This window comes from Agrobacterium sp. GD03872 (assembly GCF_029840625.1).
GTDB lineage: Bacteria > Pseudomonadota > Alphaproteobacteria > Rhizobiales > Rhizobiaceae > Agrobacterium > Agrobacterium fabrum_A.
This window is the reverse complement of record NZ_JAOCCY010000011.1, coordinates 111,069-124,651: the sequence shown is the minus strand read 5'-3', so window position 1 is coordinate 124,651 and position 13,583 is coordinate 111,069. Positions and strand designations below refer to the sequence as shown.

Sequence of the window (13,583 nt, the reverse complement as noted above, 5' to 3'; positions counted from 1 at the left end):
GATGCCGCACCGTCCCGTCTTGTCAGAAGGGGTTCCAGGTCGGCTGCTGGGTGAGCTTCAGGTAACCGACATTGATGCCGAGGCGCGCGCCGATGCCGGTGCGGATGGGGGCGAGCGTCACGTCGCTGCTCTTCAGATAGGTCATGCCGACGCCGGCGACGATGAAGGCGGAGCCGCTCACACCACCGTAACGGCGGTAAAGCGCATCGACGGAGGGCAGGTTGTAGACCAGCATCATGGCGCGGGTGCCCTGGCCGCCATAATCGAGGCCGAGGGAGGGACCCTGCCAGAAGACGGGGTGCTGGCCGGCATTCTTGGTGTAAAGCGTGCCTTCGCCATAGGTGAGGCCCGCGACGAAGGCGCCGGAGCCTTCCTGGCCCAGAATGTAACCGTTCGGAAGACCGTATTGCTGGAAGGCGCGCTCCACCACCTTGGCAAGGCCGCCGGTGGTTTCACCGAAGAATCCGTGGCCTGCATCCACGACTTCCTGGAAAGAATATTGATCGCTGTTCTGGGCCGCGGCCGGTGCGACCCATATCAGGAGGCTCGCAAGGAGCGCGACAATCTTTCCCAGTCCGAGGCGTGCAATGGTGCGGGTTTTCGTAAGGCGCATCGTCATGTCCGTCCGTCTGTTTCGTTAGCGCATCGGTTCGAAAATCCGAATCGGTTTTCGAAAGGGCCGGTGCGCAGAGTCAAAGTTCTACAGCATGTTTCGCGCATCCTGGCGGATACACGGGGCTCCAGTGTGGCCTGTTAAGGCATTTGGCATTTTGAAACCATCCTATTAACAATCGGTTTACCAAATATGGTGTCATTATGGCTTAACAATTTCCACACCGTCCGCGCCTCCCTTGCGCAGGAGAGAATTTTATGACCAGCAAACTCAATATCACGCTGTCCGGTCCCGATCTGGCGGCTCTTCTGTGCAGCCGTGTGTGCCATGATGTGATTTCTCCTGTCGGCGCCATCAATAACGGCCTCGAACTTCTGGACGAGGGCGGCACGGATGACGATGCGCTCGATCTCATCCGCACGTCAGCCCTTAACGCATCCGTGCGGCTGAAGTTCGCCCGCCTTGCTTTCGGCGCTTCCGGTTCCGCCGGCGCGTCCATCGACACCGGCGAGGCCGAAAAGGCCGCCCAGGATTTCGCCGCCGCCGAAAAGAAGGCGGAGGTGAGCTGGAACGGCCCGCGCGCCATCGTTGCGAAGAATCGTGTCAAACTTCTGCTCAACCTCTTCCTCGTGGCTTATGGCGCCATTCCGCGTGGCGGCAATGTGGATGTGCTGCTGGAAAGCCCCGATGGCGACGCCAGGTTCGAAATCACCGTCAAGGGTCGGATGATGCGGGTGCCGGCCAAATTCGTGGAAATTTACGAGGGCAGGCTGGAAGAGGCGGTCGACGCCCATTCCGTTCAGCCCTATTACACGCTGCTTCTGGCCGAGGAGGCCAATATGGCGGTGGAATATAAGGTGCATGACGACCGCATCGTCTTTACCGCCAAGACGGTTGCCGAGTGACCGCTCAATCGCCGATCTGAATTTGTGAAAGGGCCGGGACCGCGTCTGTCGACGCGCCGGCCTTTTTTTCGTTTTGGGGAGCATGTTCATGACACGTCTGACAACCGCTCGCCTTGTCCTGCGGCCGCATGCCATCGCGGATGAGGCGTCTTATCGCAGGTTCTGGGGCGCGGATGTTCCGCCGATCGAAGGGGTCACATCGCTTGCCCCGCTGGATCCGGAATTCGCCTTCGCCCGGCTTTTACGGTTTCTCGGCCATTGGACTGTTTTCGGCTTCGGCCCCTTCGCGGTGGAAGAGCGCGCCACGGGGCGCATTGTCGGCGAGGTGGGCTTTGCCCATATGCGCCGCGGCAACGGAGCCGATTTTGACGGGGCGCCCGAGGCGATGTGGAAAATCGACGGTGCGCTGGCGGGCAAGGGCATCGCCACCGAGGCGGTGGAGGCGGCCATTCGATGGTTCGACGATAGCGGCATTTCGCAGCGAACCGTCTGCATGATCAATCCGCTGAACAGCCCGTCGCTGGCCATAGCCGCCCGATTCGGCTTCCGGCCATTTCGCGATACGACGTTCCGCGACAGCCCCGTCCGGCTTTTCGAGCGGATCGCGGATATCTAGTGTTGTGCATTGCTTGCGGCGGATGCAGCAGGCTGCGGCCTTGATCGTGTTTCAGCACGTCCAGAAACCTGTTTGAGGTCTCGGCAGGCGGCTTTTCGAGCCAGGGATTGGTCCATATCAACTCCTGGAGCATCCCATGCGTTATTGTCTTCTGGCGGCAATCATCCTCCTTTCCACCCTTCGGGCCGCGCTGGCCGACAGCGCCATCGGTTTCCGACAGATCGAATTGCCGGCGGACGCCGGCGCACGGGCGCTGAACGTATCCCTCTGGTATCCGGCCGCGCCATCGGAAAAAAGCGAGATGGTGGGTGAAAATGCGGCCATTTACGGCCTTGAAGTGCAGCCGGACGCCGCCTTCCTCGCCGGTTCCCGTCCCCTTGTGTTGTTATCGCACGGCTTTGGCGGCAGCTGGCGAAATCTGAACTGGATTGCCGGCGTGCTTGTTCAGGAAGGTTATGTCGTGGCCGGGCCCGATCACGGCGGCGAATCATTTACGGAGGAGAATGCCGCCGAGATCGTTCCATTGTGGGAACGGCCACGCGACATCAGCAGAACGCTGACGGCATTGCTTAGCGATGACCGATTCGCCGGCGGGATCGACCGGACGCGCATCGCCGTGATCGGCCATTCGCTCGGCGGCTGGACGGCGATGGAACTGGCTGGCGCGCGATACAGCGCCGAGCTCGCCCTGAAGGATTGCAGGGGAGAAAAACGTCCGCCGCAATGCAAGGCTCCACGGCTGCTGGAAAAAGTCGGGATTGTCGGTGACGGCAGGGCCGATCCGCGTCTTTCGATGGATTTGAAGGATGTCCGCATCCGCGCCGCCATCGCACTCGATCTCGGGCCGGCCGCCGGTTTCCTGCCGGAGACGCTGCGAGCCGTCGGCGTGCCGGTTCTGGTTCTGGCTGCGGGTGTGGAAACACCGGAGATCGCCGCCATCAAGGCCGATTCCGAGTATATCGCCCGGCATCTGCCAAAGGCGACGACTGTTTATCGCGACATACCGGATGCCAGCCATTTCAGCTTCATGCAGTCTTGCAGGCCGAACGGCGAAAAGATCGTCGAGGAGCTTTCGCCGGGCGAAGGTTTCGTCTGCCGGGATGGCGGCGGCAGGGACCGCGCGGCCATCCATGCGCAGATCGCCGAGATTATCCTCGGCTTCCTGAAAGTGGAAATGCGCTAGGATGAAGAGATCGGGCGCTTCGCGGACCGTAGCGGTCCCGACGCGTCCCGACTTTTCAGGCTGCCTTGACCGGGTGATGGCGATAAACGAGGTCTTCGGGGTCGGAGCGTGGCGCCGATCCATCGAGCCTGCCGCCGATTCGTTCGGCGACGGCGGCGGATTTGCGGTTTTGCGGCGAAACATAACTGACGAGTGTCGGCAGGTTCAGGGTCTCGAAGGCCCAGTCGCGCAGCGCCGAGGCGGCTTCCGCTGCATAACCGCGCCCTTCATGGCCGTCGTAGAGCAGCCAGCCCAGTTCCTTTTCCGGAAACAGCGGGCCGTGATTGATGCCGACCTGGCCAATGCACTCACCCGTTTCACCGAGGTCGATCATCAGCGCGCCATGGCCGAAGAAGTGCCAGTTGGCCAGATCGTGGCAGAACACGCCCCATGTTTTCCACAGATCGTAGGGTCCGCCGACGCCGATGGAGCGTGGCGACGCCATGAAGTCCCGATAGGCGGGAAAGTCCGCCATGGTCAGCGGGCGCAGCGTCAGGCGTTCGGTCCTGAGAGTGGGGATGGGGTGGTCCATGTGCCGTTGTCCTTTTGCGATGTGTGGCTAGGTCTTTCTCTCCCTCATTCCTGTGACAAGCACAGGAATGAGGGAGAGAAAATCGCAACAAAAAACCCGCCGTTTCCAGCGGGTCTTTTAAAAACTGTCCTGTTCCGGAATGGATCAGGCGGTTTCGAGGAATTCCGTCGCGCCGTCAGGCTCGCGCAGAACATAGCCGCGGCCCCAGACGGTTTCGATGTAGTTTGCGCCGCCGGCGGCGTTTGCCAGCTTCTTGCGCAGCTTGCAGATGAAGACGTCGATGATCTTCAGTTCCGGTTCGTCCATGCCGCCATAGAGGTGGTTCAGGAACATTTCCTTGGTCAGCGTCGTGCCCTTGCGCAGCGAAAGCAGCTCGAGCATCTGATATTCCTTGCCGGTCAGGTGAACGCGCTGGCCGCCCACTTCAACCGTCTTGGCATCGAGATTGACGATCAGCTCGCCGGTGGCGATGACCGATTGCGCGTGGCCCTTGGAACGGCGGACGATTGCGTGAATGCGGGCAACAAGCTCGTCCTTGTGGAACGGCTTCGTCATGTAATCGTCTGCGCCGAAGCCGAGGCCGCGAACCTTGTCCTCGATGCCGGCCATGCCGGAGAGGATGAGGATCGGCGTCTTGACCTTGGAAAGGCGCAAGGTTCTCAGGACCTCGTAACCCGACATGTCGGGCAGGTTGAGATCGAGAAGAATAATGTCGTAATCATAGAGCTTGCCGAGGTCCACGCCTTCCTCACCGAGGTCGGTCGTATAGACGTTAAAGCTCTCCGACTTGAGCATCAGTTCAATGCTCTGCGCTGTCGCGCTGTCGTCTTCAATAAGTAGAACCCGCATAATTATCCCCTTTGCCGCCCGCGAACCGGTAAAACATTGCCTCGCGCGATGCGGATCCAGACGTTGCCTGATTTGCAGGCTGCCACCAAATGGTTAACAAATTCTAATTGCCTTTGGCAAGGTGTATCGAATTTATTAAGCAAAGTAGGCATTTCGCTGTTTTTGCACGTGAATCCACCATCGCCAAAATTGAAGCTCAACGTGAGGAAATCCCGTTAAGTGATTCAATCGACTCTTACATCGTCGGGTCCATTTTTTTGGACCTGGCATTTACCGACCCTTAAATGATCGTCGTTATCATTAACGATGCCCGTAAACGAAAGGTTAACGACGGCGGTTTTTTATTAACGTCGGGTAACTTTTGGGAATCATTCCGGGACAGGGGTCAACCCTTGCGGAAAAACGGGCGGGTTAAACGGGCCGATCAGGGGGGCATAGTGCCTTTTTGATCCGGGTCTCGCTATCCATGGAGTATTGCGTATGAAGTCGCGTGACAGCCTGGTTCGCCTGAAGGAATTTCAGGTCAATGAAAAACGCCGGCAGCTTAACCAGCTGCAGCAGATGATGTCCGAGTTCGAGCGGATGGCAAAGGAACTGGTGCATCAGATATCTCTGGAAGAAAGCAAGTCGGGCATTACCGATCCGACGCATTTCGCCTATCCGACCTTCGCCAAGGCCGCGCGCCAGCGGGCGGATAATCTTCAGGTCTCGATCCGGGAGCTGAAGGCCCAGCAGGAAGCCGCCGAAGCTTCGCTGGAAGAGGTGCAGGCCGAATATGAAAAGGCCGCCGCACTGGAAAACCGCGACGGAGCCATCCGCGCCCGCGCCTGACCCATAGGCGCAGGACTTACTGATATCGTCCTCATTGACGGCTGCCGGTGGATCAGGAGGCGGCTTTCAATGACGGGACGCCATGCATTTTTTAAAAGGCCGCTCCTTAAGGGCGGCCTTTTGTTTTGCCGCATCGCCGGCGTTTCCGATTCCGATTGTCCGGGGGTGGGGAAAGGCGTATTTTACAGGGGTTCCGACCGTGAGCCGGAGGTTTTGCGCGCGCGCCTCAAGCGGGCGCGGGCGGCTATTTCAGGGAGGAAAAAATGGCCCGCCAATATATCGATTGCCGCGAATTCCCCAGTGACAGCAGATGCACCGTCGCCATCTCCGCCGATTCTCCGGAGGAGCTTATGGAAGCGGCCGTGCAACACGCCGTGGCCGTGCATGGCGCAAAGGATACGCTTGAATTCCGTGAAGAAGTTCGCCGGAGCATGCATGCCGGGACGCCGCCGCTGAAGGTGGCGTGACGGGACGGATCGACGCCCTTTTGTATGAATACCGCGATATTTGGAACGGTTGTGAGGGGTTAAGCGTAAACCGCTTGTTTCTTCTCCCCGGCGGGGAGAAGAAATATGCCGCGACGCTTGCGATTATTCTGCCCTCAGACAGAAGATAAAGCGCCCTTACCCCTGAATAACATCCGCCCACTCGGCATGGCGCAACGTCTGGGCCTTGAAGAACGGGCAGAGCGGAATGATCTTCCAGCCGCCCTTGCGGGCTTCATCGATGGCATGGGCGGCGAGCGCCTGGCCCACACCCTTGCCGCGCAGCGCATCGGGCACGCCGGTATGGTCGATGATGATGAGGGTAGGGGAGGTGCGCGAATAGGTCATCTCCGCCTTATGGCCGTCGACGGTTGCCGAATATTCGCCGCGCGATCCGGTTTCGCTTGTCTTGATGTCCATGGTCTCTGCCTCCGCATTGCCGTTCGTTTTCGTCACTGTAACGGCTTCAGCCTGAATTGAAACAGCGGGATAGCGAACGCAGCGGACACAAACCGGCGACAATCAGCGGCCGTATCGGGCATTTCTCGGGAAATCTGCAATCAAACCGAAAGCCCCGTCGAAAAGCCGGCGGGGCTTTTTGGATATTCGGTCCGGGCGCGTTTCCGCGCGGGTGCAATATCAGTGGCGATATTGCTGGATGCGCGTGGTGCGCAGGCCGGCAAGGCCATGATCGGCAATCGAGGACTGCCAGGACAGGAATTCTTCAACGGTAAGCGTATAACGCTCGCAGGCTTCCTCGAGGCTCAACAGTCCTCCGCGCACGGCGGCAACAACCTCTGCCTTTCTGCGAATGACCCAGCGACGGGTATTGGCAGGCGGAAGATCCGCAATCGTCAGAGGGCTGCCATCGGGGCCGATGACATATTTAACTCGTGGGCGTATCATTTCGGTCATTGGACACTCTATACAAACTCAAGACCATATGACGGGAACTCTAGCCCGGTACCTTTAAAAATTGCCTAAGCAGCTCGTGACAATTTATTAAGAATTTGAACGGTTTCGCCTGATTTGTTCGAGTCGCCTTATTTTGCCGGGAAAAAATTTTTGCAAAAATCGCAAATTTTTCTCTCCCATCGGTTGTTTTCATCAGAGCGCTGCAAGCGACAGGCAGGTTTTCCCGCTACCCTGGGTAAATTCCGCAGTCCCCTCATGTTGGAGCCGCAGGCGGTCGCCGGCATCGAGGCGGAGGAGGGAGGTTGCCGACTGCGATGTGCCTGATGTCGATGCGTTGCCGGCGATGCTGAAGGCGGCCGCCGCGCCATTGACGAACAGCGTGACCCGGTGACCGGAGGAGGAGGCGACGGCAAGCGACAATGCCGCCAGATAGACGCCCTTTGCCGGAACAACGAGCTCACGCCCGCCGTCGCTCACTCCATCGCCGAGCGCAAAGCCGCCCTCGGCGATGGAGAGCACTGAAAAACCGGCCGCCGAGCCATTGGCGGGTTTTGTTGTGCCTGTGGGCAGGCCGGCGACGGTGAGCGGGCGGTTCGGCATCGAGACCCGGCCATCGCCGCTGCACAGAAGTGCGGTGTGCCAGGAGGCGCCATCCGTGCTGGTCTTGATCGAAAAACCGTCATGGCCGGCAAGGCCCATTTCCGCCCGGCCGCTCCAGCCGGACTGGAACAGCAGCGAGGCGGTATCGGCCTTTGCCGCCTTGTTGATGGAGATGCGATGGCTGCCGTCCTCTTGAGCATGGGTGAAAAGGCTGGCGGGGGAGGCGAGCGCCAGCCGGTTGGTGGTATCGGCCTCGGCGCCGATGCCCAGCCTTTCCAGCCGCCCGGCGGCCGGCAGCGGCATGTCGCGCCAGTTGCCGTCGCGCAGGACGCGATATTTGCCCTCGGCCGCAAACCATGCCGTCCAGCCGGGCTGCGGCGCGATCGAGAGCCACGCGCCATCCTGCCGGAATGCAAGCCTGCCGCCCTTGCCGGCCCAGTCGCCGGCGGCCTCTGCGGAGAGGAGGAAACAATCCCCTTCCGCCGCGTTATCGGGCGGTGTGGTGATGATGGCCTTGATGACCAGTTGCACGATCGCATCCAGCCTTTGCAGGGCTTCGTTATGGGTGACGTGTTTCTGTGCCTGCGAAGGGAGGATATAGGGAAGCCGAAGTCTCGCCGTCTGTTCCGTCATGATGTGCCTTCCGCGCCGTGGTGTTTCGTTGCGGGGCATTGTGAGGCGGCGACGTGGGGTGGGGATGAGCGGGGATGGGATTATTTTTTGGGGCCTTGGTGTGTGCGGTTTACCCCCTCTGCCCTGCCGGGCATCTCCCCCTCAAGGGGGGAGATCGGCAGGAGGCGCTACTACCGCTTCATTTGCAAACGTCGTGATAGGCGAGACCTATCCACAAGTCGATCTCCCCCCTTGAGGGGGAGATGCCCGGCAGGGCAGAGGGGGTAAACCGCACACACGGAAGCTTACCAATGGCCGCAGCAAACGCCAAGCGCCTGTTACCCCACGCGCTCCACCGCCATCGCCCCCTCGGCAATGAAATCCGGATTGGCCAGCGCATCCTCGCCATCGCCCCTCACCTCATAGGCCAGCGGCCTGCCCTCGCAATCGAGCGTCCTGCCGCCCGCGGCGCGCAGCACGGCGTCGCCGGCGGCCGTGTCCCACATCATGGTGCGGCTGAAGCGGGGGTAGATATCGGCGGCACCCTCCGCCAGCATGCAGAATTTCAGCGAGGAGCCGACGGAAATGCAGTCCTTCAGCCCGTGCTCGGCCACGAAGGCCTCCGTCTTCGCCGTGCAATGCGAGCGGCTGATCAGCGCCACGGGCGATGCACCACGCTGGCGCGCCCGGATGGGATGGCGGGAAAGGATCGCGCCTTCGCCTGATATGGCGAGCTTTTCGGCCGCATTTTTCTCACCCGTCCAGGCCTGTCCGCGGCAGGGGGCGTAAACCACACCGGCAACCGGGGCGCCGTTGCGGATGAGCGCGATATTGACGGTGAAATCGTCCTTGCCGGAAATGAATTCCTTGGTGCCATCCAGCGGGTCGACCAGAAAGAATTCCGCGCCGGTTTCCGGCAGGATTCCGCTTGCGACGGCCTCTTCGGCCACCACGGGGATATCAGGGAAATGAACGGCCAGCGCCGCGAGAATGATCGCCTCGGCCCGCTGATCGGCTTCGGTCACCGGCGAGCAGTCATCCTTGTAGGACACATGCGGGCCGGCGCGGTGGACCGCCATGATGGCCTGCCCGGCGTCCAGCGCCGCTTTCGTCAATATGTCGATCATCTCTTTGCCGTTGCCATCCCCTGCAGGGATATTCCGATCCTCAATGTCGCTACTCCTTTGCCCGCCGCCCGTCAAATAATGGCGCGGGACAAGACTAAAATAAGCATTCAACCGTCATTTTTTCAGCACTTCCTGCCAAAATCATGGCTCTTTTGACCGGGAAAGCGGCAGTCCATGTGGAAATTCCAAATTTTGTGCAGGATCGCCCGTTTTTGACTTCACATTTTTAACGAACACGATATGCATTTTGAGGGTGGGGGTCTGCCTGCAAGGGCGCCCCTATAATTAACATAACGAGGCGTGACCCATTTGAGGTTGTGCCCGGGGGAAAGACATGGAGTATTTTATCCAGCAGCTCATTAACGGGCTGACTCTTGGATCGATCTACGGCCTCATCGCTATCGGCTATACGATGGTTTACGGCATCATCGGCATGATCAACTTCGCCCATGGCGATATTTTCATGCTTGGCGGCTTCGCCGCGCTGATCGTTTTCCTGATCGTGACATCCTTTGTCGCCGGCATTCCGGTGGCGCTTCTTCTGCTTCTGATGATGGTTGTCGCCATGCTGATGACCGGCCTGTGGAACTGGGTGATCGAACGCGTCGCCTACCGGCCGCTCAGGGGCTCCTTCCGTCTCGCGCCGCTGATCACTGCCATCGGCATGTCGATCGCGCTGTCCAACTTCATCCAGGTGACGCAGGGTCCGCGCAACAAGCCGATCCCGTCGATGGTGACGGAAAGCTATCATTTCGGCGCCGTCACCGTGTCGCTGAAACAGCTGATCATCATGGTCGTCACCTCGGTGCTGCTCTTCGCGTTCTGGTACATCGTCAACAAGACCCCGCTCGGCCGGGCGCAGCGCGCCACGGAGCAGGATCGCAAGATGGCCGCGCTGCTGGGCGTCGATGTCGACAAGACGATCTCCATCACCTTCATCATGGGTGCGGCACTGGCCGCCGTCGCCGGTACGATGTATCTGATGTATTATGGCGTGGCCTCGTTCAGCGATGGTTTCGTCCCCGGCGTCAAGGCGTTTACGGCGGCCGTTCTCGGCGGCATAGGCTCGCTTCCGGGCGCGGTTCTCGGCGGTCTCCTGATCGGCCTCATCGAATCGCTGTGGTCGGCCTATTTCTCCATCGCCTACAAGGATGTCGCCGCATTCGGCATCCTGGCTTTCGTGCTGATCTTCAAGCCGACCGGCATTCTCGGTCGTCCGGAAGTCGAGAAGGTGTGATCCCATGGCCAATATCGCTTCCGAAAACACCACTTCCGGCCCGAGCCTGATGGCGACGGCCGTGAAGGAAGGCCTGATTGCGGGCCTCATCTCGTTCGGCATGTTCATTCTTTATGTCGGCATCGTCACCTATCAGGATATCAACAACCAGCTGATCTGGGGCACCCGCTGGGGGCTTCTGGCGGTCTTCGTCGGCATTGCCGCTGTCGGCCGTTTCCTCGTCGTCGGCTTCATCAAGCCGTCGCTGGATCGTCGCAAGCTGGCCAAGGCCAAGAGCGGCGTGCTGGAGATTTCCGAAGAGAAGGGCTTTTTCCACAAGCACTTCCTGAAGCTGGCGCTGGTTCTGCTGCTTCTCTACCCGGTCATCGCCGTGCAGCTTTTCGGTTTCCAGGGCTCGCTGAAATTCGTCGACAATTTCGGCATCCAGATCCTGATCTATGTGATGCTGGCCTGGGGCCTCAACATCGTTGTCGGTCTCGCCGGCCTGCTCGATCTCGGTTACGTCGCCTTTTATGCGGTGGGCGCCTATTCCTATGCGCTGCTCTCCAGCCAGTTCGGCCTGTCCTTCTGGGTGCTCCTGCCGGTCGCGGGCATTCTCGCCGGTTTCTGGGGCATCATCCTCGGTTTCCCGGTGCTGCGTCTGCGCGGCGACTATCTGGCGATCGTGACGCTCGCCTTCGGTGAAATCATCCGTCTCGTGCTTTTGAACTGGACGGATGTGACCAAGGGCACCTTCGGTATTTCCGGCATTGCCAAGGCCTCGGTCTTCGGCATCTGGTCCTTCGATGTCGGTGCGCCGAACAACTTCGCCAAGGTTTTCGGACTTTCCATGTCCTCGGCCTATTACAAGATCTTCCTGTTCTACGTGATCCTGCTGCTGTGCATGCTGACGGCCTATGTCACCATTCGCCTGCGCCGCATGCCGATCGGCCGCGCCTGGGAAGCGCTGCGCGAGGACGAGATCGCCTGCCGGTCGCTCGGCATCGATACCGTCATCACCAAGCTCACCGCCTTTGCGACGGGTGCGATGTTCGGCGGTTTCGCCGGTTCCTTCTTCGCTGCCCGTCAGGGCTTCGTTTCGCCGGAAAGCTTCGTGTTCCTCGAATCCGCCGTCATCCTCGCCATCGTCGTTCTCGGCGGCATGGGTTCGCTGACCGGTATCGCCATTGCGGCGCTGGTCATGGTCGGCGGCACCGAGGCGCTGCGTGAAATGGAGTTCCTGAAGCATGTCTTCGGGGCCGATTTCACGCCGGAACTCTACCGTATGCTGCTCTTCGGGCTTGCCATGGTCATCGTCATGCTGTTCAAGCCGCGCGGTTTCGTCGGCTCGCGTGAACCCACGGCCTTCCTTAAGGAACGCAAGGCCGTCTCCGGCAGCTTTACCAAGGAAGGTCACGGTTGATGGCTTCCGGAACGACGACAATGGCAAATGATACGATCCTCAAGGTCGAACATCTCTCGATGCGCTTCGGCGGCCTGATGGCCATCAACGACTTCTCCTTTGAGGCGAAGCGCGGCGAGATCACCGCATTGATCGGCCCCAATGGTGCGGGCAAGACCACGGTCTTCAACTGCATCACCGGCTTCTACAAGCCGACCATGGGCATGATCACCATGCGCCAGCAGAATGGCGAGGCGCATCTTCTCGAGCGCCTGCCGGATTTCGAAATCACCAAGAAGGCCAAGGTGGCGCGCACCTTCCAGAACATTCGCCTGTTTTCGGGTCTCACGGTTCTGGAAAACCTGCTGGTGGCGCAGCACAATGCGCTGATGAAGGCCTCGGGTTACACGATCCTCGGTCTTCTCGGCCTGCCCGCTTACCGGCGGGCGGTGGATGCCTCGATCGAAAAGGCCAAATACTGGCTGGAAAAGGCCGATCTGATCGACCGCGCCGACGATCCGGCCGGCGATCTGCCCTATGGCGCGCAGCGCCGTCTGGAAATCGCCCGCGCCATGTGCACGGGGCCGGAGCTTCTGTGCCTCGATGAGCCGGCCGCCGGTCTCAACCCGAAGGAATCGCTGGCGCTCAACACGCTCCTGCGCGGCATCCGCGACGAGGGCACGTCGCTGCTTCTCATCGAGCACGACATGTCGGTGGTGATGCAGATTTCCGACCATGTGGTGGTTCTGGAATATGGCCAGAAGATTTCCGACGGCACGCCGGACCATGTGAAGAACGACCCGAAGGTCATCGCCGCCTATCTGGGTGTCGAGGATGATGAAGTGGAAGACGTGATTGCGGAAGAACTCGACGGAGGAGCGGCCTGATGTCCGGTGAACCGCTTCTGAAAGTCCAGGGTGTCGAAACCTATTATGGCAATATCCGGGCTCTGGCCGGTGTCGATGTCGAGGTGAAAAAGGGTGAGATCGTCAGCCTGATCGGCGCCAACGGCGCCGGCAAGTCGACGCTGATGATGACCATCTGCGGCAGCCCGCAGGCGCGCGCCGGCCAGGTAATCTTCGACGGTGAGGACATCACCCATCTGCCGACGCATCTGATCGCCCGCAAGCGCATCGCCCAGTCGCCGGAAGGCCGCCGGATTTTCCCGCGCATGACGGTGCTGGAAAACCTGCAGATGGGCGCCAATCTCGATAACCTGAAATATTTCAAGGAAGACGTCGAGAAGATCTTCGTGATGTTCCCGCGCCTGAAGGAGCGCCAGAGCCAGCGCGGCGGTACGCTTTCCGGCGGCGAGCAGCAGATGCTCTCCATCGGCCGCGCGCTGATGGCGCGTCCGAAGCTGCTATTGCTCGACGAGCCGTCGCTCGGTCTCGCGCCCTTGATCGTCAAGGGCATTTTCGAGGCGATCAAGAAGCTGAACAAGGAAGAGGGGCTGACCGTCTTCCTCGTGGAGCAGAACGCCTTTGCCGCGCTCAAGCTTTCCGACCGCGCCTATGTGATGGTCAACGGCAAGGTGACGATGAGCGGTTCGGGCAAGGAACTGCTCGCCGATCCGCAGGTGCGGGCCGCCTATCTGGAAGGTGGAAGGCACTGAAAGATTTTACTTGCGCCGGAAATTTTGCGGCGCAAGACTGCAA

General features: G+C 60.1%; 16 protein-coding genes. 9 read left to right on the top strand and 7 right to left on the bottom strand.

Annotated elements, in window-relative coordinates:
* Positions 1 to 22: 22 nt before the first annotated feature.
* A complete protein-coding gene (locus tag N5D22_RS20400) occupies positions 23 to 619 on the bottom strand; it encodes a DUF1134 domain-containing protein (RefSeq protein WP_003522931.1) in 597 nt (198 codons plus the stop codon).
* A gap of 251 nt (positions 620 to 870) precedes the next feature.
* Between N5D22_RS20400 and N5D22_RS20395 the strand changes: the two genes are divergently transcribed.
* The 3 genes from N5D22_RS20395 (at position 871) to N5D22_RS20385 (ending at position 3,317) form a co-directional block, all read left to right on the top strand.
* Positions 871 to 1,518, top strand: coding sequence for a histidine phosphotransferase family protein (locus N5D22_RS20395; protein WP_003522930.1), 648 nt, complete (start codon positions 871 to 873; stop codon positions 1,516 to 1,518).
* 88 nt (positions 1,519 to 1,606) lie between these two features.
* Positions 1,607 to 2,134, top strand: coding sequence for a GNAT family protein (locus N5D22_RS20390; RefSeq protein ID WP_279657437.1), 528 nt, complete (start codon positions 1,607 to 1,609; stop codon positions 2,132 to 2,134).
* Positions 2,135 to 2,270: 136 nt separating this feature from the next.
* On the top strand, positions 2,271 to 3,317 hold the full coding sequence (locus N5D22_RS20385; protein ID WP_279657438.1) for an alpha/beta fold hydrolase: 1,047 nt from the start codon (positions 2,271 to 2,273) through the stop codon (positions 3,315 to 3,317).
* A gap of 55 nt (positions 3,318 to 3,372) precedes the next feature.
* Here N5D22_RS20385 and N5D22_RS20380 read toward each other — a convergent pair whose 3' ends face one another.
* Positions 3,373 to 3,888 (bottom strand): GNAT family N-acetyltransferase, encoded by a 516-nt coding sequence (locus N5D22_RS20380; RefSeq protein ID WP_279657439.1) that lies wholly within the window; start codon positions 3,886 to 3,888, stop codon positions 3,373 to 3,375.
* A 144-nt stretch (positions 3,889 to 4,032) separates the two neighbouring features.
* Positions 4,033 to 4,737 (bottom strand): cell cycle two-component system response regulator CtrA, encoded by a 705-nt coding sequence (gene ctrA / locus N5D22_RS20375; protein WP_003522926.1) that lies wholly within the window; start codon positions 4,735 to 4,737, stop codon positions 4,033 to 4,035.
* Between the two features lie 480 nt (positions 4,738 to 5,217).
* Here ctrA and N5D22_RS20370 point away from each other — a divergent pair, with 480 nt between their 5' ends.
* Both N5D22_RS20370 and N5D22_RS20365 read left to right on the top strand, forming a co-directional pair.
* Positions 5,218 to 5,568: a flagellar export protein FliJ gene (locus tag N5D22_RS20370; RefSeq protein WP_003491821.1), complete on the top strand. Its 351-nt coding sequence runs from the start codon at positions 5,218 to 5,220 to the stop codon at positions 5,566 to 5,568.
* A gap of 263 nt (positions 5,569 to 5,831) precedes the next feature.
* On the top strand, positions 5,832 to 6,035 hold the full coding sequence (locus N5D22_RS20365) for a DUF1059 domain-containing protein (RefSeq protein ID WP_003522925.1): 204 nt from the start codon (positions 5,832 to 5,834) through the stop codon (positions 6,033 to 6,035).
* A gap of 156 nt (positions 6,036 to 6,191) precedes the next feature.
* Here the strand turns inward: N5D22_RS20365 and N5D22_RS20360 are convergent, their stop codons facing one another.
* The 4 genes from N5D22_RS20360 to cysQ form a co-directional block, all read right to left on the bottom strand.
* The gene (locus N5D22_RS20360; protein WP_279657443.1) at positions 6,192 to 6,473 is read right to left on the bottom strand and encodes a GNAT family N-acetyltransferase; all 282 of its coding nucleotides are present in this window, start codon (positions 6,471 to 6,473) and stop codon (positions 6,192 to 6,194) included.
* A 219-nt stretch (positions 6,474 to 6,692) separates the two neighbouring features.
* A complete protein-coding gene (locus N5D22_RS20355) occupies positions 6,693 to 6,968 on the bottom strand; it encodes a DUF1153 domain-containing protein (protein WP_003491799.1) in 276 nt (91 codons plus the stop codon).
* Between the two features lie 192 nt (positions 6,969 to 7,160).
* On the bottom strand, positions 7,161 to 8,201 hold the full coding sequence (locus N5D22_RS20350; RefSeq protein WP_279657444.1) for a DUF2793 domain-containing protein: 1,041 nt from the start codon (positions 8,199 to 8,201) through the stop codon (positions 7,161 to 7,163).
* A 317-nt stretch (positions 8,202 to 8,518) separates the two neighbouring features.
* The gene (gene cysQ, locus N5D22_RS20345; protein WP_279657445.1) at positions 8,519 to 9,307 is read right to left on the bottom strand and encodes a 3'(2'),5'-bisphosphate nucleotidase CysQ; all 789 of its coding nucleotides are present in this window, start codon (positions 9,305 to 9,307) and stop codon (positions 8,519 to 8,521) included.
* A 334-nt stretch (positions 9,308 to 9,641) separates the two neighbouring features.
* Between cysQ and N5D22_RS20340 the strand changes: the two genes are divergently transcribed.
* From N5D22_RS20340 to N5D22_RS20325, 4 genes are read left to right on the top strand one after another with little or no spacing between them, the layout of a single operon-like run.
* Entirely contained in the window at positions 9,642 to 10,544 is a 903-nt protein-coding gene (locus N5D22_RS20340; protein WP_059754529.1) for a branched-chain amino acid ABC transporter permease, read from the top strand.
* A 4-nt stretch (positions 10,545 to 10,548) separates the two neighbouring features.
* The gene (gene livM, locus N5D22_RS20335) at positions 10,549 to 11,946 is read left to right on the top strand and encodes a high-affinity branched-chain amino acid ABC transporter permease LivM (protein WP_279657446.1); all 1,398 of its coding nucleotides are present in this window, start codon (positions 10,549 to 10,551) and stop codon (positions 11,944 to 11,946) included.
* On the top strand, positions 11,946 to 12,812 hold the full coding sequence (locus tag N5D22_RS20330) for an ABC transporter ATP-binding protein (protein WP_279657447.1): 867 nt from the start codon (positions 11,946 to 11,948) through the stop codon (positions 12,810 to 12,812). Before livM ends, N5D22_RS20330 begins: the two co-directional genes overlap by 1 nt.
* Positions 12,812 to 13,540: an ABC transporter ATP-binding protein gene (locus N5D22_RS20325; RefSeq protein WP_279657448.1), complete on the top strand. Its 729-nt coding sequence runs from the start codon at positions 12,812 to 12,814 to the stop codon at positions 13,538 to 13,540. The genes N5D22_RS20330 and N5D22_RS20325 overlap by 1 nt, the downstream gene beginning before the upstream one ends.
* The last annotated feature ends 43 nt before the right edge of the window (positions 13,541 to 13,583 follow it).

What these genes read in the sequence shown, in the direction of transcription:
- N5D22_RS20380 (WP_279657439.1), bottom strand. Translation starts at nt 3,888, where the DNA reads ATGGACCACCCCATCCCCACTCTCAGGACCGAACGCCTGACGCTGCGC.
- N5D22_RS20350 (WP_279657444.1), bottom strand. Translation starts at nt 8,201, where the DNA reads ATGACGGAACAGACGGCGAGACTTCGGCTTCCCTATATCCTCCCTTCG.
- N5D22_RS20355 (WP_003491799.1), bottom strand. Translation starts at nt 6,968, where the DNA reads ATGACCGAAATGATACGCCCACGAGTTAAATATGTCATCGGCCCCGAT.
- ctrA (WP_003522926.1), bottom strand. Translation starts at nt 4,737, where the DNA reads ATGCGGGTTCTACTTATTGAAGACGACAGCGCGACAGCGCAGAGCATT.
- N5D22_RS20360 (WP_279657443.1), bottom strand. Translation starts at nt 6,473, where the DNA reads ATGGACATCAAGACAAGCGAAACCGGATCGCGCGGCGAATATTCGGCA.
- N5D22_RS20385 (WP_279657438.1), top strand. Translation starts at nt 2,271, where the DNA reads ATGCGTTATTGTCTTCTGGCGGCAATCATCCTCCTTTCCACCCTTCGG.
- N5D22_RS20400 (WP_003522931.1), bottom strand. Translation starts at nt 619, where the DNA reads ATGACGATGCGCCTTACGAAAACCCGCACCATTGCACGCCTCGGACTG.
- N5D22_RS20330 (WP_279657447.1), top strand. Translation starts at nt 11,946, where the DNA reads ATGGCTTCCGGAACGACGACAATGGCAAATGATACGATCCTCAAGGTC.
- N5D22_RS20395 (WP_003522930.1), top strand. Translation starts at nt 871, where the DNA reads ATGACCAGCAAACTCAATATCACGCTGTCCGGTCCCGATCTGGCGGCT.
- N5D22_RS20370 (WP_003491821.1), top strand. Translation starts at nt 5,218, where the DNA reads ATGAAGTCGCGTGACAGCCTGGTTCGCCTGAAGGAATTTCAGGTCAAT.
- N5D22_RS20340 (WP_059754529.1), top strand. Translation starts at nt 9,642, where the DNA reads ATGGAGTATTTTATCCAGCAGCTCATTAACGGGCTGACTCTTGGATCG.
- cysQ (WP_279657445.1), bottom strand. Translation starts at nt 9,307, where the DNA reads ATGATCGACATATTGACGAAAGCGGCGCTGGACGCCGGGCAGGCCATC.
- N5D22_RS20390 (WP_279657437.1), top strand. Translation starts at nt 1,607, where the DNA reads ATGACACGTCTGACAACCGCTCGCCTTGTCCTGCGGCCGCATGCCATC.
- N5D22_RS20365 (WP_003522925.1), top strand. Translation starts at nt 5,832, where the DNA reads ATGGCCCGCCAATATATCGATTGCCGCGAATTCCCCAGTGACAGCAGA.
- N5D22_RS20325 (WP_279657448.1), top strand. Translation starts at nt 12,812, where the DNA reads ATGTCCGGTGAACCGCTTCTGAAAGTCCAGGGTGTCGAAACCTATTAT.
- livM (WP_279657446.1), top strand. Translation starts at nt 10,549, where the DNA reads ATGGCCAATATCGCTTCCGAAAACACCACTTCCGGCCCGAGCCTGATG.